This is a genomic window from Pseudomonas sp. G5001, assembly GCF_013385475.1.
Lineage (GTDB): Bacteria > Pseudomonadota > Gammaproteobacteria > Pseudomonadales > Pseudomonadaceae > Aquipseudomonas.
This window is the reverse complement of record NZ_JACAPZ010000008.1, coordinates 88,234-112,970: the sequence shown is the minus strand read 5'-3', so window position 1 is coordinate 112,970 and position 24,737 is coordinate 88,234. Positions and strand designations below refer to the sequence as shown.

Sequence of the window (24,737 nt, the reverse complement as noted above, 5' to 3'; positions counted from 1 at the left end):
GGTTGGCAGTCAACAACGGGCATTCATGAGGTTCTTTTTGTTATGCGTTTACCGGGTTCGGATTGAGCAGTCGCTTGAACAGCGACTTGCGCTTGCGCATTGTCGGTTGCGCCAGGTTCTGGGTGATCCGGTCGAGCATCATCGCCAGCAGCACAATGGCAATCCCGCCCACCGCCGCGCGACCCACGTCCATCCGGCCCAGGCCTTGCAGCACCACCAGGCCGAGGCCTTCGGCGCCGATCATCGCCACCACCACCGACATCACCATGGCCGTGAGCACGGTCTGGTTGAGGCCGCCGAGGATCGTCGGGATCGCCAGGGGCAGCTGGATTTCCCAGAGCAATTGGCGCTTGTCCGCACCAAAGGCGTGGCCGGCTTCCACCAGTTCGGTGTCGACCATGCGGATGCCCAGGTAGGTAAAGCGAATCAGCGGCGGGCAGGCGGAGATCACCACCGCCACTTCACCCGACACCGTGCCGACGCCAAACAGCATCACCACCGGCACCAGGTACACGAAGGTCGGGGTGGTTTGCATGATGTCGAGGATCGGCCGCATCACGCCCCACACCCGCTCGCTGCGGGCGCACCAGATGCCCACCGGAATGCCCACCACCATGCAGATCACAATCGCCGTGGTGATCAGCGACAAGGTGGTCATGGCCTCGTCCCACACCCCCAACGCGGCGATCATCACCAGGGCCACGGCGCTGAACACCGCCACCCCCAGGCTCGCCGCACGGTAGGCGATCAGGAACATCAGCAACACCATGACCGGGAACGGGATCGCGTGGATCACCGTGTCACTCAGCCCCAGCAAATGCTCCACCGGCCAGCGAATCGCCTGGAACATTGGCCGCAGGTGAATCCCCAGCCACTCCACACCCTGGCTGATCCACTGGTCTACGGGTAAAACCGCGAGGTCTTCTGAACTAAGCATGCTGTGCAACCTCCGCAGCGGCAGGGCGCGGGGCCGGGACGCTGGCTATGCAATCAAGAATGTGCGCGCTGTTGAGGGTGCCGACGAACTGCCCGTCGCCATCCACCACCGCCACCGGCAAACCCGGTTTGAGCAGGCGCGCGGCTTCCACCAGCTTGGCGCTGGCCGGCACGCAAACGAACTGGCTCGACAGCCGTTGCAGTGCGTCGGCGCCGCCGCCCACGGCCAGCAGCGCTGCCGAGTCCAGCACGCCGACCGCCTTGCCGCTGGTGTTCAGTACGAATGCAGCCGTGCTGTCATTGCCCACCACCCGGGTGTCACCCTGCACCAGCAGCGTGTGGGCTTTTTCCATGATCGAGCGCGCATCGAACAGCCGCGAACGGTCCACCTCCCGGGTGAACGCCGCGACGTAATCGCTGCCCGGGTCCATCACGATTTCCTGGGGCGTGCCCTCGCGCACCACTTGGCCGTCGGCCATGATCGCGATGCGTGTGCCCAGCTTCAGGGCTTCCTGGAAGTCGTGGGTGATGAACAGGATGGTTTTTTTCAGGGTGCGTTGCAGGCGCAGCAACTCGTCCTGCATCTCGGTGCGGATCAATGGGTCGAGGGCACTGAAGGCCTCGTCCATGATCAGCACGTCGGCGTCGGTGGCCAGTGCGCGGGCCAGGCCGACGCGCTGGCGCATGCCGCCGGACAGCTCGTGGGGATGGTGGTCGGCCCACTTGGCCAGGCCGACAATCGCCAGTACTTCCAGGGCCCGCTTGCGCCGCTCGGCCGCCGAGACACCGCGCAGCTTGAGGCCGAACTCGGTGTTCTCGATCACGGTTTTATTCGGCAGCAGCGCGAAGTGCTGGAACACCATGGAGATACGCGTGCGGCGCACTTCCCGCAGTTGGTTTTCGTCGAGGCTCACCAGGTCTTCGCCGTCCAGCAGGATCTTGCCCGCGGTCGGTTCATTCAGGCGGTTGATACAGCGCGCCAGGGTGGATTTGCCCGAGCCCGAGAGGCCCATGATCATGTAGATCGCCCCGCTGGGGATCGACAGCGATACGTTGTTGAGGCCGACCACGGTGGCGGTCTCGGCCAGGATCCGGTCTTTGCTGGCCCCGGCGGTCAAGAGCTGCATGGCCCTGTCCGGGGTTGAGGAAAAGACCTTGTAGAGGTTCTCAATCTTTAGTCGTTCGCTCACCAATTGCCTCCAATTGTTGTTTTGCAATCTGCGGAAAACTTCATCAATAGAAATTTTTGGGCTACTGGCAGTTAAAAATCTTCGAGCTAAGGCGACGCAAGGCGCAGTCGCAAAAATTTCTTGTTGTGGTGCCAAGGCACTTACAGCATGAGCGGTGTGGCGAGTGCAAGGGTTGGGCGTCAACCGGTCGTTGAATCCGATGGAGCCATGCTTTCCCGGGCTTTGCGGGCCACGCGAAACGCCTCGACACCCGCCGGCACGCCGCAGTACACCGCGATCTGCACGAGGGCGGCGCGCAGTTCGTCGTCGCTCAGTCCGTTGCGCAGGGCGCCGCAGAAATGCGTACCGAATTCGTCCATGCGCCCCAGCGCCGCGAGCATTCCCAGGTTGAGCAGACTGCGTTGCTTGAGGTCCAGGCTGTCGTCGGTCCAGACCATGCCCCAGCAGTACTCGTTGAGCACCGCCTGGAAGGGCCGGGAAAAGTCGTCGGCGCGGCCCAGGGCCTGGTCGACGTAGCTATCCCCGAGGACTTGGCGGCGAACGCTTTCGCCTTGGGCCTGCAATGATTTATCCATGGTGAGTCTCCGAAGGGGTTAGAAAATCGCGTATCAGGGCGGCCACCTGTTGCGGCGCCTCGATCAGGATGCAATGGCGCAGCCCAGGCAGAATCCGCAGTTGCGAACCCTCGATGCGATCGTGCATGAACGTCGCCATCCGTGGGTTGGAGCCGGCGTCTTCGGCACCGGTGGCAATCAGCGTGGGGCAGCGGATCCGTGACAGCTGTTCGCCGAAATCCGACTCGGCCAGGATGCGATACGCCGCGGCATAACAGCCCGGGTCGTTGTCGGCATTCAGTTGGCGCAGACGGGTAACAGCCTCGGGATTGCGCGCCTGAAAATCCTCGGTCAGCCAACGCGACAGCGATGCCTCGTAGTGAGCCACCGGCTCCCCGGCCTGCAAGGCGGCGAGGCGCGCGTGTACCCGCTCGCGCTCCTCGGCGTTACGCCCGGCGACGGTCGACAGCAGCACCAACCGGTGAACCCGCGACGGATGAGTCAGGGCCATGCGTTGGGCGATCAGCCCGCCCAACGAGAACCCGGCCAGGTCGAACTGCTTGAAGCCCACGTGATCCGCCAGGGCCAGCGCCTCACCCACCAAATGATCAATCTCATAACGCCCGGGCGTGCGGGACGACTGGCCGTGGCCGCGCAGGTCGAAGGTCAGCACGGTGAATTGCTCCTGCAGACCCGCCACCGTTTCAGCCCACGCCTCAAGGCTGGAACCCACGCCATGGATGCACACCAGCGGGCGCGGTCCATGCCCGTCCAGGCGATAGTTGAGCGTGACGTTGGCCACGCTGAAACGTTGTGCCTGGCCCATCACGCGCTGACCTGGTCGCGTTGTCTGGCGCGTTCGCGCTCGGCGAAGAATGGCATCACTTCATCGATGAACAGGCGCAGGGTCTGCTTCTGCAGTTCGAACGGCAGGTTGAAGGTCAGGCCCAGGCAATACTGGTCGACACCGGCGGCTTCGTAGTCGAGCAGCTTTTCGATGATTTCTTCCGGGGTGCCGAACATCAAGTTGCGTCGCAGGTTTTCCGGGTTGTAGTTGTCTTTGCCGCGCACGCTTTCAAACGGCACCGGCTCGGGGAAACCGTTGTGCACGGTGCCGATGTTCTGCATCAGGTTCTCGAAGGCGCGGCCAAAATCCATGCTGTGCTTGACCGGCAGTTCCCAGTCGTTGGGGTTGGCGTACACGCAGGTGCGGCGCTGCATCATGAAGCGCGGGCGCGGCACGTGGGGGTTGTCGGCCACGGCCTTGTTGAATTTTTCGCCGAGCACCGCGATTTCGGCCGCCGGCAGCGAGAGCGGGGTGGACAGGATGTTGGCGCCAATGCTCACTGCCCAGTCGAAGGTGCCCGGGTCCCGTGCGGCGACCCAGATCGGCGGGTGGCCTTTTTGCAGCGGCTTCGGTACGGCGGCGGTCTGCGGGAATTTCCAGTAGTGGCCGTCGTGGGCGTAGTCGCCGGTCCAGAGCTTTTGCACCGCCGGCACCAGTTCCTTCATGTAGCCCACACCTTCCTGCTGTTGCAGGCCGGGGGTCATGCGGTCGAACTCGTACTGGTAGGAACCGCGGGCGATGCCGAATTCCAGGCGGCCGTGGGTCAGGTGATCACACAGCGCGGCTTCACCGGCAAGGCGGATCGGATGCCAATAGGCGGCAGCGAGGGTTGCGGTGCCCAGGCGGATACGCTCGGTGTGCTGGCCGAGCCAGGTCAGGGTCTGGAACGGGTTGGGCGCGATGGTGCATTCCAGGGTGTGGTGTTCGGAGGTCCACAGGGTTTCAAAGCCGCCGGCATCGGCGATCTTTGCCAGCTCCAGCAGGTTGGCCATGACGGTCTGCATCGGCACGTCTGGCGAGAAGCGTTCCATGCTCAGGGATACGGCGAATTTCATAAGATGCTCCTTGAATAATCAGCGCAGGCGAATGACGAAGGGGTCCTGCATTTCGCCGGAGTAATCGATGACCACGTTCTTGGCCCGGGAAAACTCGCGCATCACGTCAAAGCCGCCGCGACGGCCATATCCGCTGTGCTTGAAGCCGCCGTTGGCGGACATGTAGGCCGAGCTGCGGTAGGTGTTGATCCACACCGTGCCGGCGTCGATGCGGTTGGCAAAGCGCATCGCGCGGTCGATGTTCTGGGTCCAGATTCCGGACGCCAGGCCGTAGTGGGTATCGTTGGCCAGGCTGAGCATTTGCTCTTCGGTGGTGAAGGGCATCACACCCACTACCGGGCCGAACAATTCGTCGCGCATGAACGGCATGTCGTTGGTGGCGTTGGCCATCACCGTGGGCTCGAAGTACCAGCCTTCGGACAGGCGCGCGGCGCTGGGGCGCTTGCCGCCGACGGCGATCTGCGCGCCTTGTTGGGCGCCGCTGGCGATGTAGCCTTCGAGCTTTTGCAGTTGGGCTTGCAGAGCCAGCGGGCCGATGTCGGTGTGTTCTTCCATCGGGTGGCCGACGCTGATCTGTTGGGTGCGGGCCACCAGGGCCTCGACGAACTTGTCGTAGATCGGCGCTTCGACAAAGCAGCGCGAACCGGCCACGCAACTTTGCCCGGCGGCGGCGAAGATCCCGGAGACCACGCCATTCACGGCCTTCTCGATATCCACATCGGCAAACACCACGTGGGGCGATTTGCCGCCCAGTTCCATCTGGCACGGCACCAGGTTATTGGCGGCGTTGCCAGCGATACGCCGACCGGTTTCGGTGCTGCCGGTGAACACGTATTTGGCGATGTCGGGATGGCGGGTCAGGGCCTCGCCGGTGACGGCGCCGTTGCCGGTGACTACGTTGACCACACCCGCCGGGAAGCCGGCTTCGATGATCAGTTCGGCCAGCGCCAGTGTGGAGGCGCTGGCGTGTTCCGAGGGCTTGATCACCACCGTGTTGCCGATGGCCAGGCACGGTGCGAGGGTGCCGGTGAGCAGCATCAGCGGCGAGTTCCACGGGGTGATCATGCCGACCACGCCCAACGGCTCGCGGCTGCTGTAGTTGAGCTGGTTGAGCTTGTTGACCGGGATCACCTCGCCTTGCAGCTTGTCGGCCATGCCGGCGAAGTAGACGTAGGCATCGGGCAGGGCGCTCATTTGCGCGCGCATTTCCCGCAGCAGCTTGCCGTTGTCGCGGGTTTCCAGCAGCGCCAGTTCTTCGGCGTGCTCGGCCACCAGCTGGGCCAGGCGATACAACAATTTGCCGCGTGCGGTGGGTGTCATGTTGCGCCACTGCGGGTCGTTGAAGGTCTTGTGGGCGGAAGCGACGGCGCGGGCCACGTCGCCGGCATCGGCCTGGGCGAACTGGTACCAGGACTGGCCGGTGGTGGGGTCGAAACTGTCGACATAGCTGCCGCTGTCGGGAGCGACAAAGCGACCGTCGATAAACAGGTTGAGGCGGTTGCCCTCAAGGGCGCTGACCGTGGTTTTCATGCAAGAGTCCTGTAGGTGCGTGTCAAAGGGGCGCGTTTTCGAGCATCGCGATGCGGCCGCTGGCGGCAGAGCCGGTGTAGATGCCGAACTGCTGGTTCTGGCGCTCGCGGGCATAGCGGCGCACCACCGAGCGCAGTTCGTTGACCGGCATCTGCTCGATGGGCAACGCGTCCAGCGGGAAGAAGCGCAGGGTGTCGGGCAGCTCGGCGTCGAACGGGCCGAGCTGGGCGCGGTAGATCAGGTAGCCGGGGTCGGTGTCGTCGACATCGAACGCCGAGTACAGGAAGGTCGATTCCAGCTCCACCGGCAGCGAGCTGTCGCCGGCGTCGATAAAACCCTTGCGCTTGCCGGCCACCGGCAGCGTCCAGCCGCCCTGGCCATCGGCGCGAAACAGGATCGCGTCGCCGGCTTCGATCAGGTAGCCGATGATCATCTTGTGGGAGTCCAGCCAACTGGCCGGCAGCGGGTCCTGGATGTTCGCGTAGCGGCCCCGGCAGAAGCACAGCGGCAGCTTGGGGCTGGTGCCGAAGGCGCGGACCTGGCCGATCAGCACCAGGTGGTCGCCGGCTTCGATGCGCTGGTGCACGCTACAGTCGAACCAGGTCAGGCTGTCGGTGAGGATCGGGGCGCCGGTGTGCACGGTGTCGTGGTTGACGGTGTGGAATTTGTCTGGCGACTTGGAGGCGAAGGTCCCGGAGACGTCCACCTGGCCTTCGTGCAACAGGTTCACGGCAAACTGTTCGGTGCTGGCAAACGCGGTGTAGCTGGCGGCCGACTTGCCCACGCACACCAGCAGCAGCGGCGGGTCGAGGGACACTGAGGTAAACGAATTGGCGGTCATGCCGCGCGGGTTGCCATCGGTGTCATGGGTGGTGATGACGGTGACGCCGGTGACGAAGGTGCCGAAGGCCTGGCGCAAGGCGCCCGGATCGACGGCTGCAACGTTGGCGCTGATCGCGGTGCTCGGCATCGGGGTACTCCTTTGTTCTTGTGGTGTGAAGCAAGCCTACGAGCAAGGGAAACCGTGGGCTTGCGTCGAAAAATGGTAGCGAAGACGAAAGTTTTGCTTCGTTTCGCAGTGCTCCGGCATTTCTGTGGCAAACATCAACCCTGTGGCGAGGGAGCTTGCTCCCGCAGGGCTGCGAAGCAGCCCCACAACGGCAACCGGGTTCTTTCAGGCGGACTATTGCGGGGCTCATGGGGCCGCTCCGCGACCCAGCGGGAGCAAGCTCCCTCGCCACAACTGAGCGTCGTTCTTCAGCCAGACGTCAGTCCTTGGGTTGTTCCGCTTCCATCTCGGCCATGTCCTGGTAGCGGTCGGCAATCCGTGGGTGGGCACGGGAGCCGTCGCTGGCGCCGATGGCGATCAGCACTTCGTCGGGGCCCGGGGCATCGGCGACCTGGAAGTTGGCGGTGAGAAAGTGCGAGCGCTTGCCGGTTTCGCTTTTGTGCACCATCGGCAGCGAAAGCAGGGCGCCCGGTGCATTGCGGGTGTTGGTGAAGCTCAAGTAGGCGGTGCCTTCCACGGCTTCGCGGAACAGGTTGCCGAAGCGCAGGGTGTGGATCAGGCCCGAGGCGTGTTCGATTTCGCCGTTGACCCCGACAGCCGCCGCCTTGCCGAAGGCTTCGACCTTGCCCCCGGGCATCAGGGCGATCAGGCGACGGGTCATCTCATGGCCCAGGCCGGGGGCCAGGCGCAGGATTTCCGGACGCAGGTTTTCGACGAAGCCCTGGCCGGCCCAAGGGTTTTTCAACACGGCTGCCACCACGATCAGGGTGATCGGTTTGCCGGCGTCCTTGCCGCCTTCGATAAAGGTTTCTTCGATAAAGGTGCAGTACTTCCTGACGCCCAGATTTTCCAGATTCATGATCACTCGTCGCCCTTTTGGCTGTTGGTTGTGGCCTTAGGCTAGGAGCGTTGGGCAGCAGCGTCTTCCGTGGTTACGCAGTGCAAATCCACTGGACATTGCTCTGAACCGGAGCAAGTATCAGGCGGGCCTGGCAGGCAACGTGGCTGCCGTGACCTCCATGTTCGGGTGAGCGCCTTGAATCGAGAAATGCAGATACTGTCGTTGCGCGATGTGGCCAGTCAGATCAACTCCGGCGGTGACCTGCAGTCGATGCTGCACCAGTTGGTGTACGCCAGTTGCCGCCACACCCACTGGACCATGAGTTCGATCATGGCCATCGACATGGACGCCGGCTTCGGCCACGTGATCGCCCGCCATGACCCGACCCTGGTGCAGCGCCCGCTGGTGGATTGCTGGGAGCTGTCTTCCAGCCCGGTGATGACCGCCCTGCAACGCAACGAGGCGGTGTTCATCCGCGATGTGCGCGAATGCGAGTACCCCGGCTACCGCCGCGAATCCCTGGAGCGCGATTACCGCACGGTGATGGTGATGCCGATGAACTGCACCGACTTCGACGGCCGGCCCATGGTGCTCAGTGTGATTTCCCGCACGCTGATGGACGTTTCGGAAGAAGACCGGGTGTTCCTCGGCATGATCATCCACCTGGGCGCCATTGCCGTGGAGCGCCAGCGCCAGCTGGAAGCCGAACGCCGCGCCGCCGAGCGCCTGCAGCAGGCGTTGCATGTGCATACCACGATGCTTGAACACGTATTGGGCGGCGGTTCGGTGACATCGTTGTCGCTGATGGTCGGCGACCAGTTGCCCAACCCGGTGATCGCCGTGGACTTCACCGCCAACCAAGTGGTGGCGGGGCGTTCGCCGGATCCCGCATTGTTTGACGACAATGCCTGGCAGGCCGCAGTCGCCGGGGTGCTCAGCGTGCAGATCACCAAGGCCGCCCAGGAAAGTTTGCGCAGCGCCCTGCGCAGTACGTTCAACCTGTTCCTCGACGATGGCCAGCGCCAGTTCACCCTGCGGGCGCAGATCGAACCGTTGATGGTCGACCACGAACTGGTGGGCGCGCTGGTGCTGTTCCCGGTGGCGGCGCCGGTCAACGAGCTGGACCTGCTGATGCTGGAAAGCGCCAAGTTCGCCTTGAGCGTGCAGATGATGCGCAGTTTTATCCGCTTTCGTTTTGAAACCCGCACCCAGACCGAGCTGCTGCTCGAAGTGCTCGAGGGCCGCTGGCGCGATGCCGATGACATCCAGCAGCGCGCCCAGCGGCTGGGCATCAGCTTCAGCACCGCGCAGCAGATGATCATCGTCGACTACGGCGCCAAGGCCCGGGAGGCGAAGAACCTGCACCACAACGTCGCGCGCATCCTGCAGCGTGCAGGGATGCAGGCCACGGTGATCATCGTCGACAACGGTTTGGTGTGCCTGGTGCCGGCGGAAGGCGAGCGCTTGAGCAAAATCAAACGGCAGATTACCGATGACCTGGCGCACTACCTGGGTGCCGAGCCGATCCTGCTGGCCAGCGGGGTGTGCCGGGCGCTGGCGGATTATCCTGCCGCGTGGGAGCGCTGCCGGCGGCTGATCGAGATTGCCCGCTCGTTCGGCCGCAGCGGGCCGATCTCCGATCAGGATTTCGGGCCGATCCCGATCTTCGTCGCGGCCGTGGGCGGCGAGGATATTCGCACCTTCGTCAACGACAGCGTTGGCGCCATGCTCGCCCATGACCGCAAGCACCAGACGCCGTACCTGGAAACCCTGACGGCGTATCTGCGGGAGAGCTGCCGCAGCCAGGCATGCGCGGACGCGATGGGGGTGCATGTGACGACGCTGCGCTATCGGCTGGCGCGGATCCAGGAGTTGTTCGGGATTGATGTGGAAACGCCGGAACGGCGGTTTGCCACGGAATTGGCGATTCATTTGCAGCGGGTGATTGATAGCTGACGGGTAGCATTGCTCCACTTAATAGGAAGCATTACTATTCACGCCCCGCCTCCCCAGTGCTTCCTTGATGACTCCTCAGCCGCCCCGCAGAACAGGCTTTTTCGAGCACTACGAAGAGTTGATCGGGACCTGGACGCGCCGCCTGAGAAACCGTCAGCAGGCCGAAGACCTGGCCCACGACACTTTTGTGCGGGTGCTTGAGTCCAACGCCACCAAGGTTGAGCAACCTCGCGCCTATCTGCATCAAACGGCGCGCAATATCGCCGTTGACGCCTATCGCCGCGAGGACCGGCGGGAGGCGATGGCCCTGGAAGCCTTTGATCAGAGTTCGCCCCACAGTGGCGACCCGGAGCATTTCATGCACGCGATCCAGCTGGCGGATTCCATCGAGCGAGCCCTGGCCGAGCTGCCGCTCAATTGCCGCAAGATTTTCATCTGGCAGAAAATCGAGGGCCTGACCCAGCAGGAAATCGCCGAACGCCTGGGCCTGTCTAAAAACATGGTGGAAAAGTATATGATCCGCACCCTGCGGCATCTACGTGACCGCCTGGATGCGATGGCACCATGACCAATGCCCGCTTTGAAACAGGATCTTCCATGATGGATACCCGTGAGTGTGCCTGCGGCAGTGCGACGGCCCGCGACGAGGCGGCGCAATGGTTTGTGCGTGTGCAGGACAGCCCATTGAGCGCAGAAGAACGCGAGCGTTTTGATGCCTGGCGTGCAGAGCATGCCGAGCACCAGTACGAATTTGATGTGCTGCAAGGTTTGTGGAGTGCCACCGACCTGGTGCCCAAGGCGCGCTTGCAGGCGTTGTGCGATGCCCCGCAACCGCGTGCGAAGCGCCGGCCCGTGCTGCGTTATGCAGTGGCTGCAAGTGTGCTGGCGGTGGCCCTGGGCCTGGGGTTGTTCAGTGGCCTGGATCATCCGGCGACGTATAACGCCGAGTTCCGCACTGCATTGGGGGAGCACCGGCAGGTGGCGTTGCCCGACGGCTCGCTGATGGACTTGAACAGCCGCAGCGTGGTGGCCGTGCACTATGTAAAAGGCCAGCGCGGCATCGAGCTCAAGCAGGGCGAGGCCATGTTCAGCGTCGAGCACGACACCAGCCGGCCCTTCGTGGTGGACGCCGGGGCAGGGCAGGTGACGGTCACCGGTACGCGTTTCGACGTGCGCCGCGATGACGACCAGACCCGCGTGGTGGTCGAGGCCGGTACGGTCAAAGTGCAAGGGCGCTCATCCGATGACATCGTGATGCTCACGGCCGGTCGGGGCACCCATGTGGATACCCGGGGCCAGGTGGCGGCTGCCTACGCCGTCAACCCTGAAGAGCTCACGGCCTGGCGCACCGGCAAGCTGGTGTTCAACAACGCCACTCTCGGCGAAGTGGCTCGGGAGGTCTCACGTTACCGCGAGCAACCTTTGCGGGTCAGCGCGCCCGCGGTGAGCAACCTGCGCTTGACCAGCGTGTTCAAATCCACCGACACCGACGCCTTGCTCAAGGCCTTGCCGCACATTCTTCCGGTGGCCTTGCGCACCTTGCCGGACGGTAGCCAGGAAATAATTTCGCGATAGATTCAGGTTTTTTTCGAGTTCTTCGTCTTCTTGTGCAACTGCAACTGGTTTGCATTAACAGCCGCACTCTCTTGCGATCACAGGACTACGTTCGACGTGAAAAAACTCGCCATGAAAAACAATAAATCATCCCGCTGGGCACCCCTCGCCCTGGCGCTGGCCGTCAGCGCCGCACTGCCGGCGGCCTATGCTGACGATGGCATTCATATCCAGGCCCAGTCCCTGGGTTCGGCCTTGAGCCAATTGGGTCAGCAGACGTCGCTGCAAGTGTTCTTCAGCCCCGACATGGTGGCCGGCAAACAAGCCCCGGCCGTCGACGGCAACCTGTCGCCCGAACAAGCGCTGCGCCAGTTGCTGCAGGGCAGCGGCCTGGATTACCAGATCGATGCGGGCTCCGTGACCCTGCGCCCGCTGGGCAAGGGCACCGGCGAAGCCGGTTCGCCGCTGGAGTTGGGTGCCACCGACATCAAGGTGGTTGGCGACTGGCTCGGCGACGCGAATGCCCAAGTGGTGCAGAACCACCCGGGGGCGCGCACCGTGGTGCGCCGTGAAGCCATGGTGGAGCAGGGCGCGATGAACGTCGGTGACGTGCTGCGGCGCATTCCCGGGGTGCAGGTACAGGAGGCCAACGGCACCGGTGGCAGTGATATTTCCCTCAACGTCGGGGTACGCGGCCTGACCTCGCGTCTGTCGCCACGCTCCACGGTATTGATCGACGGCGTGCCGGCAGCGTTTGCACCCTACGGCCAGCCGCAGTTGTCGATGGCGCCGATTTCCTCCGGCAACCTCGACAGCATCGACGTGGTGCGTGGCGCAGGCTCCGTACGTTATGGACCACAGAACGTCGGCGGCGTGATCAACTTCGTCACCCGGGCCATCCCGGAAAAATTCTCCGGCGAAGTCGGCACCACCCTGGAAACCGCGGCCCACGGCGGCTGGAAACACATTGAAAACGCCTTCATCGGCGGCACCGCCGACAACGGTATCGGTGCTGCGTTGCTGTATTCCGGGACCAAGGGCGATGGTTACCGCGACCGCAACAACTCCAACGACATCGACGACGTGATCTTCAAGACGCACTGGGCGCCGACCGATCAAGACGATTTCTCGCTGAATTTCCACTACTACGACGCCAGCGCCGACATGCCCGGCGGCCTGACCCAGAAGCAGTACGACGCCAACCCGTATCAATCGGTACGTGACTGGGACAACTTCAATGGCCGGCGCAAGGATATGTCCTTCAAGTACATCCGGCAGATCGACGACCGCACCCAGGCTGAAGTGCTGACCTACTACTCCGACAGTTTCCGCGGCAGCAACATCGCCAACCGCGACCTGAAGACCCTGGGTTCCTACCCTCGCACCTACTACACCTTCGGCATCGAGCCGCGTGTGTCCCATGTATTTGACCTGGGGCCGAGCACCCAGGAAGTCAGCGTCGGTTATCGCTACCTCAAGGAAGGCATGCACGAACAGGCCACCAGCCTGGCGCTGGTCAACAACGTGCCGACGCCCGTGGGCCAGAGTGACGGCCACGTGTACCAGGACCGTACCGGTGGCACCGAGGCCAACTCGTTCTATATCGACAACAAGATTGATATCGGCAAATGGACCGTCACCCCGGGCATTCGCTTTGAGCAGATTCGCACCGAATGGCACGACCGTCCGGTGGTAGGCCTCAATGGCGCCACGGTTCAGGAGAAACGTCGCGAGATCCACAACAACGAACCGCTGCCGGCCTTGAGCGTGATGTACCACGTCTCCGATGCCTGGAAGCTGTTTGCCAACTACGAAACCTCCTTCGGCAGCCTGCAATACTTCCAGCTGGGCCAGGGCGGTAACGGCGACCAGACCGCGAACGGCCTGAACCCGGAAAAAGCCAAGACCTACGAAATCGGTACCCGCTACAACGACAGCGTCTGGGGCGGCGAAGTGACGTTGTTCTACATCGACTTCTCGGACGAGTTGCAATACGTCAGCAACGATGTGGGCTGGACCAACCTCGGCGCTACCAAGCACGAGGGCATCGAAGCGTCGGCCCATTACGACCTGTCGAACCTCGACCCGCGCCTGGACGGCCTGACCGCCAACGCCGGCTTCACCTACACCAGGGCCACCTCCGAAGGCGACGTTGCCTTCAAGGGCCGCGACTTGCCGCTGTACTCCCGTGAAGTGGCCACCCTGGGGCTGCGTTACGACATCAACCACTGGACCCACAACCTGGACGTCTATGCCCAGTCCGGCCAGCGTGCGCCGGGCACCGGTACCACCTACATCACCCAGCCGACTGCTGATGGCCAGTACGGGGATATTCCCGGCTACGTCTCGGTGAACGTGCGCAGCGGTTATGACTTCGGTGCGCAACTGTCGAACCTGAAGCTGGGCGTCGGGGTAAAAAACGTGTTCAACCAGGAACACTACACCCGCTCCAGCGACAACAACTCCGGGATCTACCTGGGTGAACCGCGCACGTTCTTCGTGCAGGCCAGCGTCGGCTTCTGATGCGTGCCTGATCCCAGGTATCGACAGTGACGAGGGGGCGCAAGCCCCCTCGCCATAGCCCTTCTTCCTACTCTTTTTCTAACGATTTTCTGCGTCCGCAGGAACTGAATCCGACAGGTCTACCACACAAGGAGGTGCCCACTTTCCATGGGATACCTTGTATCGCCGAGGTGTCTTTGAGCCGGGAGTGAATCGTGTCAATACGCCGAACTGGAGATGCCTATGTCGGTAACCTTATCCAACTCAACTGTTGCCAACCCCTCTGATAACGCCGCGCAGCCGCATACTGATGCCGCCACATCGACGCAGTCACGCTCACGCTCCGGGCAGGGGTCGATCCACATCAGCTTCAACTTGCCACAGAATGGGATCGGCCCGGGATATTCGAATTGGACGACGACGCAGAGCACGATGGATCCCCATGGTGCCGCCAACAACTCATTCCGGGCGTCCTATGCAAACTCGTTCCTGGGCGGGCTGATCGGACAGCTTCAGGACTTTCTGCACAAGCTGTTCAATCCGTTCCGGCCTCACCCCGGTTATGGTCGTCCTGACCCTTCCATTCCACTCAGGCCTCTTCCCGGACACTGCCGTCCGACCCCCTGCAAGCCTGACCCGGGATACGGTCGCCCGGACCCACACTTTTCGAGGCAAACCCCCGATCAACTGGGGAACCTCCTCAAGAACAAATTTGATGCGTTCACGGTGCCGGGCCAGCCCTTCATCACAAAACAAAGCCTGGAGGAGATGGCGGGCAGACGGTTGACCAACGACCAGGACCGTAATGAGAACATTCTGTTGGCCCGGGAACTGCTGCGACGCCCAGACGTAATACAAGCCTTTGACCGAGCCGGCAGGACCGGTGATCTGGATGGTCGAATCTCCCGGCGGGACCTCAACGCCGTGCTCGACTCCAGCAACGCCTTGAAGTACAAGACCGACAAACAGCTCGCCGAACAGATGTTGAAGGACTTCGACGCCCTGAAGGGTATCTGGAGCCGCTCCATCAGTATCAAAGATTTGAAAAAATTGGCCGCATCGTCGTCGAGCGACCCAAAGCAACAGCGGCTCATCGAGTTGGCCAAGGAAGTCACTCAGCGCTCAAGCCTGTTAACGCTGATGGACTCTCTTGACCGGTATGACGGCAAGATCGGCAGAGCCGCCCTGCGCCACCTCTCTCTGAACCTGTTTTAGCTCGATCACGCCGCGACCCTCTCGCGGCGTGATGACCTGCCTTGCTCAATCCGCTGCTTTCAAACTCTCAGCCAGGGCTCAGACATGGCTACACCTTCGTGTGGATCGCAAAATCCTGGCTATCAGCCAGCCTGTCTTGCGCCGACGGGCAGCGATACCCTGCAACCGCCCCCCGTTGCCGCACCGGGCAAACGGTGCGAAGAGGGCGCCGAAGCCCGGCGAGTGAAGAACTTCACCGGGCAGCACACATTCCAGGCCCCGGCGGCTGACGACTTCATCAAAGGCATGTTGCCGCACGGGCAGTTGCCTGCCTCCCACGCGCCTGGGTTACGCCCGTTGCGCGCGGTGATGGGCGCTATGGTCGCAGCGATCAAAGACCTTTGGCAGGAGACAAAACCGACCTCGCCAGGGTCTCGAAAAGCCGACTGATTCTTCGGTTTTTACATGTTGTCATTGGAACGCTGCTCTATCTCGGAACCATTGCCACCGGCACACCACACACCTTTGGCCTGTTTTCACCTGAGCGATACGGCGATTGCCGGGATGATGACCAGGTCAATGTGGAACCGGAAAATGGTGGAGATGAATCATGACAATCAACGGCGGGTCGGTCTGCCAGCACCTCGGTGCTACACCCTGTATTGCCCCGGCACTGGACGGCGGTACACGGGCAATTCACGCCGCTTCAAGTGAACCCGGTGAGGCTGCGCGAAAGCACAGCCATCAATCCGGCGGGGCGCCTGTCCGCTCATCAGGCTATCGGCCTCCTTTGCGGGGGGAGAGTCACTGCAGGAGTCTGCTGCAACACCTGGGGCTTCAGAACGAAGTGGCCAGCCGCCTCCGCGGGCCCAATCCCTACATTCGTTTGCCGGACAGCGATTTGGTGAGCGCGGCGAACGCCCAATTTGCCATGCTGAAAAAACTCCATGAGAACTGACGGACTGAAGCTGTCTTCACTGCAACGAATCGCCAGTAAAAAGCTCGGTGCCAGCCGAGAGGCCGACAGCGCTATCCTGCTTGCCAAGGCGATCATCCAGCGTCCGCGCCTGATCGATGCGATCCTCGACCAGGACGGCTACATCACCCGCGAAAGCCTGGCACAGGCCGAGAACGTCGTGTTCGGCAACAGCGATCCCAGTGCCTTCAGCCCGGACCCTTTCCACACAAAAAACAATGCCGATCTCGTCCGTCTGTTCAAGGAAATGTTCACCGAGTTACGGGACCGGTCGCGGGACCGCATGGGGTTTTTCGAGCAGATCTGCTACGTCAATATCGAGGTGCTGGCGATGATGAGCAAAGACCCGGATGAGCTCGACAGCCATGGCCAAGTTGTACTGGACCCGGCCACGGGGCTACCGAAGAAGAAATACGACGAACAGCAGGTGTATATGGCGAAAAACCTTGTGGACCGGCCGGGATTGTTGCGGTCGCTGGAAAACACCGCCGACAGCGGTCGGCGAATTTTCGGCAGCCATCACCAGGCGGGCTGGCTCAGCAACAAAACCCTTGATCGCTGGCTGGAACTCCAGAAAGCCAAATGACCCCGGGTTGACGCCTCAATATACGAGGCGTGATGGGGCTGGGTGGTCAGACCCGCAGTATTTTCCCGCTGATCGCCACACCGATCAGCAGTACGGCAATCAGCACAAAGGCAGTGCTCAAGCTGCTGCCATGGGCGATGAAGCCGATCACCGCAGGGCCGGCGAGAATGCCGGTGTAGCCCAGGGTGGTGATGGCGGGCACCGCAATGTGTTCCGGCATGACGGTCTGCTTGCCGACGGCGGTGTACAGCACCGGTACGATGTTCGAACACCCGGCACCGACCAACGCATACCCCAGCAGGGCGGTTTCCCACGCAGGGAATAGCGTCGCCAACAGCATGCCGCCGGCGGCGAGCGCGCCACCGAATACAATCACCCGGGTTGCGCCCAGGCGGCGAACTATCCTGTCGCCGGTAAGGCGCCCGACGGTCATGGTCAAGGCAAAGGCTGCGTAGCCAAGGCCCGCATAGGCTTCGTCAAGGCCGCGCTCGGCGCTCAGGAACACCGCGCTCCAGTCCAGCACGGCGCCTTCGGCAAGAAACACGATGCAGCACAGGCAGCCGATAAACAGCACCACGCCGTGGGGCACGGCAAAGGCCGGCCCGGAGCTTTCACTGCCGTAAGGCAGCAGGTGTGGCCCGGCCTTGAGCAAGGCCACTACGATGACGACGATCACGGCGAGGGTGGCCTGCAACGGCGACCAGCCCAACCCCAGCAGCCCGCTGACACCTGCCGCCCCGACGATCCCGCCCAGGCTGAACAGCCCGTGGAAGCCCGACATCATGGTCTTGCCGCTGGCCCGTTCGACCATCACCGCTTGCAGGTTGACCGTGGAGTCCACCGTGCCCAGGCCGGCACCAAACACAAACAGCGCGGCCATCAGCAACGGAATCGAGGTGACGGTGGCCAGCATCGGCAGGCCCAGGCAGATCAGGAGGGTGCCGCCGGTGGCCACTCGCCGGATACCGTAGCGCGACGCCAGGGCCCCGGCGACCGGCATCGCGATCATCGAGCCCACCCCCAGGCACAACAGCAAAAGGCCGAGGGTGCCCTCATTGAGTTGGGCGCGGGCCTTGGCATAAGGCACCAGTGGTGCCCAGGCGGCGATGCCGAAGCCGGCGATGAAAAACGCGATGCGGGTCGACATTTGTTCCAGCCGCCCGGGTACCACGGGCGCTGGGGTGCTGATGGCGGTCATGAAAAATCCTTGGTTTTGCGTTCAACGAACGATGTGCAGCGCAACATCCTTGCACATCAGGCCGTATCGAGCGAGCCGGGTTCCCTTGGCATGCCTGAACACAGGGCCAAACATTTTTTCCAGGATCATGGAACGCGACGGGCCTTTCCAACCACTATCAGTTCGTAGGACAAGTAACCACTTGAGGTGCGAGGTGGCCTGGAAGGTGCGTAATCCCCGCGAGAACTGGTGAACCCCGGGCTTCCAGCGACGGATTACCACCTTCCAGGCCGATCCTCTCACTTCAGTAGCCGCGCCAGTTTGCCATCCCGCACCTGCAACACTTCAAACAGGCCCAGGGCCTGCAGGGCGGGGAGGGCTTGCAGGATGTCCTGTTCGGCCAGCAAGCGCTGCTCGTCCGGGGTGGCCGGATCGCACCAGGTTCTGGCGTTGGCGAGGAATGCGCCCACCGTGCCCTTGCGCACGGTCACGCCATTGAATTGGCCTTGGTCGAGATGGTCGGGAAGCACGTCTTCTGCACGCATGGCGGAGCCCTCAATGAATGAATCCGCAGTCTGGGCGTGCGCAAATGGCTACACTGCCTTATCCAGGTCATTCAATACGGTAAAGCTGCCATATGCCGTCAACACTCGTTTCAGCCCAGCTCGCCAATGCGACCGGCGGTCCGTTGCTGGTGGCGACGTTGCGCAGCAGTCCGGTAGCACGCACCACGGCCCTTCATCAGCATGCCCGCGGGCAATTGCTCGGAGCCCAGCGCGGGTTGTTGTCGGTGCAGGCGGCGCACCAGCATTGGGTAGTACCGGCCACCCACGCGGTGTGGATTGCCCCCGATTGTTCCCACGCCTTGCGTTCCCACGGGCCGTTTGATGGCTGGAGTGTGTATGTCGAACCCCAGGCATGCGCAGGGCTGCCCCGACAGACGTGCGTTATCGCCACGTCGGCCTTGTTGCTGGAAGCCGTCAGGCGCGCGGCAACCTGGAGCCAGGCGCTGCTCGAGCCGCCTCAGTCACGGATCGCCCAGGTGATCCTTGATGAAATCGCCGGGTTGCCCCAGGAACCATTCGGCTTGCCGCTGCCCCGGGACCCGCGCCTGTTGCGCATCGCCCAGGCGCTGGCCGACAGTCCCGACGACAACCGCCTTCTGGAACACTGGGCGCAGTGGGCCGGTGTCTCGCCGCGTACCCTGGCCCGGCGGTTTGTTGCCGAGACCGGGTTCACCTTCAGCCAGTGGCGCCAGCGCGCGCGATTGTTGCGCGCCCTGGAGTTGCTGGCGGCGCATGCACCCGTGACCCGGGTTGCGCTGGACCTGGGTTATGAAAACGTCAGTGCCTTTATTGCGATGTTCCGGCGTACATTCGGGACGACGCCGGGGCGGTACTTCACGGATGGCGCAAGCGACTACGGGCATATACCGCCACAATCACGAAACACCCCATAGGCAACAGGTAAGCCAGCGCCACTGTGCTGTTGTCCGCCACCTTGCCCATCAAGTAGGGCATCAGGGCGCCGCCGACGATCGCCATGATCATGAACGAACTGCCGCGCTTGGTGTGCGGCCCGAGGTTCTTCACGCCCATGGCGAACAGCGTCGGGAACATGATCGACATGAAGAAGAACACTGCGATCAGCGCGATCACCGAGATACCTTCCAGGCCGATCACCACCAGGCCGCACAACGCGATATTGATCAGCGCATAAATCAGCAGCAGCTTCTGCGCGCTGACCCGGCCCATCAGCCAGGTACTGAAAAAGCGCCCGAACATGAAGGCCAGCATTGCGATCGACAGCAGGTAGGCGGCTTGCTGATTGCCCATCTGTGCCCAATGCTCGGTGACGTAGTTGATGAAAAATGCGCCGACTCCGACCTGGGCCGCCACATAGAAAAACTGCGTGATCACCCCACCGACGAACTCCCGGTGCTGCCACAGACCCTTGCCGGCCGTCGGTTGCAGTGCCTGTTCCTGCGCGCGCAAATCCGGCAGCGGCGTGCGGGCGATCAGCAGCGCCACCAGCAGTACCAGGACCGCGATCACCACGTAGGTGGTCTGCAACGAACTCATGTCCGAGGCCGGTGTGCTGCCGGCGCTGAAGAACATCGCGCCGCCAATCAGCGGGCCGAAGAACTGGCCAAGGCCATTGAATGATTGCGCCAGGTTCAACCGCCGCTCGGCGCCCTGGGGTTCGCCCAGCACGGTGGCATAGGGGTTGGCAGCGGTCTCCAGGCAGCCCAGGCCGCAGGCGATGACAAACAGCGCGAACAGGAAAAACGGAAAGCTCGCCGCCGCAGCCGCCGGCATGAACAGCAGCGCGCCCGCCGCATACAGGCACAGGCCCAGCAGGATCCCGGCTTTGTAGCCGTGGCGGTCCATCAACAGCCCGGCCGGCAGGGCGATCAGGAAGTACGCGCCGAAATAGGCGCTTTGCAACAGCCCGGACTGGGCCTTGCTGACGTGCAGGACTTCCTGGAAGTGCTTGTTCAGTACGTCGAGCAAACCGTAGGACAAGCCCCAGAGGAAAAACAGACTGGTCACCAGCATCAGCGCCCAGCGATAGGTCGGCACGGCACGGGTGCCTGGCAGGTGTGTATCTTTGCTTAACATGACGCTTCTCCTGTTGTTTTTATGGGATCAAGGCGTGCGATGCAGCGGGTATCAGGGTTGGTCGGTAAGGCAGAAAATCTGCTCCAGGGGCTGCCATTTGCCGCCGGGGTCAGTCCACGGCGTGGGGGCCTGGAAGCGCCACATCAGGGTTTCCCAGGCTTGCACGTCGGGGTTGGCGCGTGCAGCGTGGTCCAGCCCTTCGAAGCTGAACCCGGCCGCGGTGTCCATGACCATGAACAGCCGCGTGCCCAGGCGCCAGATCTGCATTTCCAGGATTTGCTGGCTGCGCAGATGCTCTGCCACGGCAGGCCAGATGCGTCGATGCAGCTGCTGGTACTCGGCGATCAATGCCGCATCGTCGATCAGGTCCAGCGCCAGGCAGTAACGTTGGCCGCTCATGTCAGCGCCCTGTCGAGGTGGGTGTAGCCTCCATCCACCACCAGCCACTGTCCGGTGGTGTGGGAGGCGCGGGGTGAGAGCAGGAACAGCACGCTGTCGGCAATTTCCTCGGGAGTGGTCATCCGTTTGCCCAAGGGGATTTTTTCGACGATGGCGGCGAGCTTGGCCTCGGGGTTGTCGAAGCCGTCGATCCAGCGTTGATACAGCGGCGTCAGCACCTCGGCGGGCACCACGGCATTGACCCGGATGCCGAACTCCAGCAAGGAGGCGGCCCATTCCCGGGTCAGTGACAGCTGCGCACCTTTTGCGGCGGTATAACCGCTGGTACCGCCCTGGCCGGTGAGGGCCGTCTTGGAGCTGATATTCACGATTGCCCCGCGGCTGGCCTTGAGGGCATCGAGGCACAAGTGGGTCATCAAGTAGTAATGAATCAGGTTCTTTTCCAGGGATTCGACGAACGCTGCACGGCCCGCATCCAGGCCCACGCCGTCGTTGACCCCGGCGTTGTTCACCAGGCCGTCGATGCGTCCGAAACGTCGCAACACTTCGTTGACGGCTGCGCGGCAGGCGTCCTCATCGCGCAACTCGACACGGATGAAGTGGCTTTGACCGTGCTGCTCAAGCTCGGCCGCGAAGGCCGGCGACAACGGTTGATGGCCGAAAATTACCGGGATTGCGCCTTCGGCAATCAATCCCAGGGAAATGGCGGCGCCAATCCCCGAGCCGCCGCCGGTGACGATGATCACGCGGTCCTGCAAATGCAGATTCATGGGCAGTTTCCTTCAAGGTGATAGACCCGCTGGGCCGTGCCGCCCCAGATGGCTTGCTGTTCATCGGGCGACAGTGGGCCGAGGGTCTGTTGCAGCAATTGGCAGGTGCCCTGGTATTCCCCGGCCAGCAGGCACACCGGCCAGTCCGAACCGAACATCAGGCGCTCGGCGCCGAACAATTCCAGCGCCAGTTCGATGTAGGGGCGCAGGGCTCGGGCGTTGCGTTGCTCGGGCCCGGCTTCGGTGAGCAGGCCCGACAGCTTGCAACTGACGTGGGGCAGGGCGGCCAGTGGCGCCAGGTGTTCGGCCCAACCGACGGGGCCGTTGGCGATGTCCGGTTTGCCCAGGTGGTCCAGCACCAGATGATGCCGGTCGTGGCGCTGGCACAGGGCTGTCGCGGCGTCGAGGTCGGCGCAGCGGATCAGCACCTCGTAGACGTAGCCTTGTTGCTGCAGGTGTTGCAGGCCACGGGAGAACCTGGCGTCGGCCATAAAGCTGGCAGGCGTAGGCTCATCCTGAATCTGATGCCGAAAGCCCTTGAGTCCCGGTGCGTCGCGCCACTGTTCCAGGTGCTGTTCCAGGCGTGGGTCGCACAGGTCGACCCAGCCGACGACGCCGAGTATCCATGGGTGCTGCCGCGCCATTTCCAGCAGCGCGTCGGTTTCCTGCTCACCGGCGCGGGCTTGCACGGCAATGCAGCCATCCAGGTCGGCAGCGTCGAGCAACGGCCGCAAGTCCTGTGGGAGAAAGTCCCGCCGCAGGTCAGCCTCAGCCGTACCGATCCACGGATAATCAGCGGCCCGGTAGCGCCAGAAATGCTGGTGCGCATCGAGCCTCAAAGGTGATGGGGACGACATTGTTATTGTGCTCCGTCCATTCAAATTGCGGTTCAGCTCACGGCCGGTGGCGGTATTGCTCCCGGGACGCGGCTTTCATCTGGATCGAAAAGCCCGGCGCCTTCGGCGGCAGATAGGCCGCACCGCGCACCACGCAAGGTTCCTCGAAATGCTCGTGCAAGTGGTCGACATACTCGATCACCCGGCCTTCGTGGGTGCCGGCAATACACAGGTAGTCGATCATCGACAGGTGCTGCACGTACTCGCAAAGCCCGACACCGCCGGCATGCGGGCACACGGGCAAGCCATATTTGGCCGCCATCAGCATCACTGCCAGCACCTCGTTGACCCCGCCCAGGCGGCAGGCGTCAATCTGCACCACGTCGATGGCTTCGCGCATGATCAATTGCTTGAAGATGATCCGGTTCTGGCACATCTCGCCGGTGGCGACCTTGACCGGCGCCACGCCCAGGCGGATCTTGCGATGGCCCTCGATATCGTCGGGGCTGGTGGGTTCCTCGATGAACCACGGCTTGGCAAACGCCAATTCGCGCACCCAATCGATGGCGGTGTCGACTTCCCACACCTGGTTGGCGTCAATCATCAATTGGCGGTCCGGGCCCAATACTTCGCGGGCGATGCGTACGCGCCGCAGGTCATCCTGCAAGTCGTGGCCGACCTTGAGCTTGACGTGGTTGAAGCCGGCATCCACCGCTTCCTGGCACAGCCTGCGCAGCTTTTCGTCGCCGTAACCGAGCCAGCCGGCGGAGGTGGTGTAGCAGGGGTAGCCGTTGGCTTGCAGGTCGGCCAGGCGTTCAGCCTTGCCTTCGGCGCGTTGGCGCAGCAAGGCCAGGGCTTCGCTGGAGGTGATGCAGTCGGTGATGTAGCGGAAATCGATGCAGCGCACCAGCTGTTCCGGGCTCATGTCGGCGACCAGGCGCCACAGGGGTTTGCCTTCGGCCTTGGCCCACAAGTCCCACGCGGCATTGACGATCGCGCCGGTGGCCAGGTGGATTGCGCCCTTGTCCGGGCCGATCCAGCGCAACTGGCTGTCACTGGTGACATGCCGCCAGAAGCGGCCCATGTCTTCGGCGATCCATTCCAGGGTCAAGCCCACCAGCAGCGGCTGCATGGCCTGGATCGCCGCGCAGCAAATCTCGTTGCCACGGCCGATGGTGAAGGTCAGGCCATGGCCTTCAAGGGCCGGGTTGTCGGTCTGCAAAATCACATAGGCGGCCGAGTAGTCCGGGTCCGGGTTCATGGCGTCGGAACCGTCCAGGGACTGGGACGTAGGAAAGCGGATATCTTCGACGCGAATCGCGGTAATGGTAGTCATGAACGGCTCCTAGTCTCTTGTCAGGCGTCGACCGTGGTCTGGTTCTGTTCGCCGAGGCCTTCGATACCCAGGCGGATTTTTTGCCCGGGCTTGAGGTAGACCGGCGTGGGCTTGATCCCCAGGCCGACACCGGGCGGGGTGCCGGTGGAAATCACATCCCCCGGTTGCAGGCTCATGAACTGGCTGAGGTAGCTGATCAGTTTGGGGATTTGGAAAATCATCGTGCGGGTGTTGCCGTTCTGGTAGCGGTGGCCGTCGACTTCCAGCCAGATCGACAGTTGGTGCGGGTCGGCGATCTCATCGCGGCTGACCAGCCAGGGGCCGAGCGGGCCGAAGGTGTCGCAGCCCTTGCCCTTGTCCCAGGTGCCGCCGCGTTCCAGCTGGAACTCGCGCTCGGAGACATCGTTGATCACGCAGTAGCCGGCCACGTGCTGCATGGCCTGGCTTTCCTCGATGTAGCGGCCACCCTGGCCGATCACCACGCCCAACTCCACTTCCCAGTCGGTCTTGGTGGAGTGGCGGGGGATTTCGATGGTGTCGTTGGGGCCGACGATGGCGCTGGTCCACTTGTTGAAGATGATCGGTTCGTCAGGGATGGGGGCGCCGGTTTCGGCAGCGTGATCGGCGTAGTTCAGGCCGATGCAGATGAATTTTCCTACCTGGCCGACACAGGCGCCCAAACGCGGATTGCCCGGTACCAGGGGCAGGCTCGCGGGGTCGAGTTCTTGCAGGCGAGCGAGGTTTTGCGGGAGCAGGGCGTCACCGGCGATATCACTGATGTGGGCGGACAGGTCACGCAGACGTCCATCAGCGTCCAGCAGGGCCGGGCGTTCCTGACCTTTTTCACCATAGCGCAGCAATTTCATGA

At 62.9% G+C, this 24,737-nt stretch carries 24 protein-coding genes; 8 read left to right on the top strand and 16 right to left on the bottom strand.

Annotated features, from left to right (window positions below):
• Positions 1 to 40: 40 nt before the first annotated feature.
• From HX805_RS08090 to HX805_RS08055, 8 genes are all read right to left on the bottom strand, one after another.
• A complete protein-coding gene (locus tag HX805_RS08090) occupies positions 41 to 937 on the bottom strand; it encodes a proline/glycine betaine ABC transporter permease (protein WP_177009181.1) in 897 nt (298 codons plus the stop codon).
• Entirely contained in the window at positions 930 to 2,063 is a 1,134-nt protein-coding gene (locus tag HX805_RS08085; RefSeq protein ID WP_102604560.1) for a glycine betaine/L-proline ABC transporter ATP-binding protein, read from the bottom strand. The genes HX805_RS08090 and HX805_RS08085 overlap by 8 nt, the downstream gene beginning before the upstream one ends.
• Positions 2,064 to 2,305: 242 nt before the next feature.
• Entirely contained in the window at positions 2,306 to 2,701 is a 396-nt protein-coding gene (locus HX805_RS08080; RefSeq protein ID WP_003219479.1) for a carboxymuconolactone decarboxylase family protein, read from the bottom strand.
• Positions 2,694 to 3,506 (bottom strand): alpha/beta fold hydrolase, encoded by an 813-nt coding sequence (locus HX805_RS08075; RefSeq protein ID WP_102369460.1) that lies wholly within the window; start codon positions 3,504 to 3,506, stop codon positions 2,694 to 2,696. The genes HX805_RS08080 and HX805_RS08075 overlap by 8 nt, the downstream gene beginning before the upstream one ends.
• Positions 3,506 to 4,582 (bottom strand): LLM class flavin-dependent oxidoreductase, encoded by a 1,077-nt coding sequence (locus HX805_RS08070; RefSeq protein ID WP_177080913.1) that lies wholly within the window; start codon positions 4,580 to 4,582, stop codon positions 3,506 to 3,508. The genes HX805_RS08075 and HX805_RS08070 overlap by 1 nt, the downstream gene beginning before the upstream one ends.
• A gap of 18 nt (positions 4,583 to 4,600) precedes the next feature.
• A complete protein-coding gene (locus HX805_RS08065; protein ID WP_177080914.1) occupies positions 4,601 to 6,112 on the bottom strand; it encodes an aldehyde dehydrogenase in 1,512 nt (503 codons plus the stop codon).
• A 22-nt stretch (positions 6,113 to 6,134) separates the two neighbouring features.
• Positions 6,135 to 7,082: a flavin reductase family protein gene (locus HX805_RS08060; protein WP_003219486.1), complete on the bottom strand. Its 948-nt coding sequence runs from the start codon at positions 7,080 to 7,082 to the stop codon at positions 6,135 to 6,137.
• Between the two features lie 298 nt (positions 7,083 to 7,380).
• Positions 7,381 to 7,980 (bottom strand): amino acid synthesis family protein, encoded by a 600-nt coding sequence (locus tag HX805_RS08055; protein ID WP_003219487.1) that lies wholly within the window; start codon positions 7,978 to 7,980, stop codon positions 7,381 to 7,383.
• Between the two features lie 189 nt (positions 7,981 to 8,169).
• On the opposite strand from HX805_RS08055, the gene HX805_RS08050 reads away from it, so the two are divergent.
• From HX805_RS08050 to HX805_RS08020, 7 genes are all read left to right on the top strand, one after another.
• Positions 8,170 to 9,918 (top strand): helix-turn-helix domain-containing protein, encoded by a 1,749-nt coding sequence (locus tag HX805_RS08050; RefSeq protein WP_177080916.1) that lies wholly within the window; start codon positions 8,170 to 8,172, stop codon positions 9,916 to 9,918.
• 67 nt (positions 9,919 to 9,985) lie between these two features.
• Positions 9,986 to 10,486 (top strand): sigma-70 family RNA polymerase sigma factor, encoded by a 501-nt coding sequence (locus HX805_RS08045; RefSeq protein ID WP_087693078.1) that lies wholly within the window; start codon positions 9,986 to 9,988, stop codon positions 10,484 to 10,486.
• A 32-nt stretch (positions 10,487 to 10,518) separates the two neighbouring features.
• The gene (locus HX805_RS08040; protein WP_087693093.1) at positions 10,519 to 11,493 is read left to right on the top strand and encodes a FecR family protein; all 975 of its coding nucleotides are present in this window, start codon (positions 10,519 to 10,521) and stop codon (positions 11,491 to 11,493) included.
• A gap of 96 nt (positions 11,494 to 11,589) precedes the next feature.
• A complete protein-coding gene (locus tag HX805_RS08035) occupies positions 11,590 to 13,995 on the top strand; it encodes a TonB-dependent receptor (protein ID WP_177009178.1) in 2,406 nt (801 codons plus the stop codon).
• A gap of 222 nt (positions 13,996 to 14,217) precedes the next feature.
• A complete protein-coding gene (locus HX805_RS08030) occupies positions 14,218 to 15,189 on the top strand; it encodes a type III secretion protein (protein ID WP_177080917.1) in 972 nt (323 codons plus the stop codon).
• Between the two features lie 84 nt (positions 15,190 to 15,273).
• The gene (locus HX805_RS08025) at positions 15,274 to 15,618 is read left to right on the top strand and encodes a hypothetical protein (RefSeq protein WP_238544218.1); all 345 of its coding nucleotides are present in this window, start codon (positions 15,274 to 15,276) and stop codon (positions 15,616 to 15,618) included.
• Positions 15,619 to 16,115: 497 nt separating this feature from the next.
• Positions 16,116 to 16,730, top strand: coding sequence for a hypothetical protein (locus tag HX805_RS08020; protein ID WP_008432744.1), 615 nt, complete (start codon positions 16,116 to 16,118; stop codon positions 16,728 to 16,730).
• A 46-nt stretch (positions 16,731 to 16,776) separates the two neighbouring features.
• On the opposite strand, the gene HX805_RS08015 is transcribed toward HX805_RS08020, so the two are convergent.
• Both HX805_RS08015 and HX805_RS08010 read right to left on the bottom strand, forming a co-directional pair.
• Entirely contained in the window at positions 16,777 to 17,928 is a 1,152-nt protein-coding gene (locus tag HX805_RS08015; RefSeq protein WP_087693074.1) for an MFS transporter, read from the bottom strand.
• Positions 17,929 to 18,206: 278 nt separating this feature from the next.
• Positions 18,207 to 18,452: a hypothetical protein gene (locus tag HX805_RS08010; protein ID WP_008432748.1), complete on the bottom strand. Its 246-nt coding sequence runs from the start codon at positions 18,450 to 18,452 to the stop codon at positions 18,207 to 18,209.
• A 92-nt stretch (positions 18,453 to 18,544) separates the two neighbouring features.
• Here HX805_RS08010 and HX805_RS08005 point away from each other — a divergent pair, with 92 nt between their 5' ends.
• Complete coding sequence (locus HX805_RS08005) at positions 18,545 to 19,366, top strand: helix-turn-helix domain-containing protein (RefSeq protein WP_177023249.1); 822 nt, start codon at positions 18,545 to 18,547, stop codon at positions 19,364 to 19,366.
• Here HX805_RS08005 and HX805_RS08000 read toward each other — a convergent pair.
• From HX805_RS08000 to HX805_RS07975, 6 genes are read right to left on the bottom strand one after another with little or no spacing between them, the layout of a single operon-like run.
• Entirely contained in the window at positions 19,308 to 20,528 is a 1,221-nt protein-coding gene (locus HX805_RS08000; RefSeq protein WP_003219513.1) for a sugar MFS transporter, read from the bottom strand. The genes HX805_RS08005 and HX805_RS08000 overlap by 59 nt on opposite strands.
• A 51-nt stretch (positions 20,529 to 20,579) precedes the next feature.
• A complete protein-coding gene (locus HX805_RS07995) occupies positions 20,580 to 20,927 on the bottom strand; it encodes an L-rhamnose mutarotase (RefSeq protein WP_003219515.1) in 348 nt (115 codons plus the stop codon).
• Entirely contained in the window at positions 20,924 to 21,697 is a 774-nt protein-coding gene (locus HX805_RS07990) for an SDR family oxidoreductase (protein WP_003219518.1), read from the bottom strand. The genes HX805_RS07995 and HX805_RS07990 overlap by 4 nt, the downstream gene beginning before the upstream one ends.
• Entirely contained in the window at positions 21,694 to 22,554 is an 861-nt protein-coding gene (locus HX805_RS07985; protein WP_023658957.1) for an amidohydrolase, read from the bottom strand. The genes HX805_RS07990 and HX805_RS07985 overlap by 4 nt, the downstream gene beginning before the upstream one ends.
• 37 nt (positions 22,555 to 22,591) lie before the next feature.
• Positions 22,592 to 23,869, bottom strand: a complete 1,278-nt coding sequence (locus HX805_RS07980; RefSeq protein WP_008432761.1) for an L-fuconate dehydratase — start codon at positions 23,867 to 23,869, stop codon at positions 22,592 to 22,594.
• Between the two features lie 20 nt (positions 23,870 to 23,889).
• Positions 23,890 to 24,735: an ureidoglycolate lyase gene (locus HX805_RS07975; protein ID WP_177080919.1), complete on the bottom strand. Its 846-nt coding sequence runs from the start codon at positions 24,733 to 24,735 to the stop codon at positions 23,890 to 23,892.
• Positions 24,736 to 24,737 lie beyond the last annotated feature (2 nt).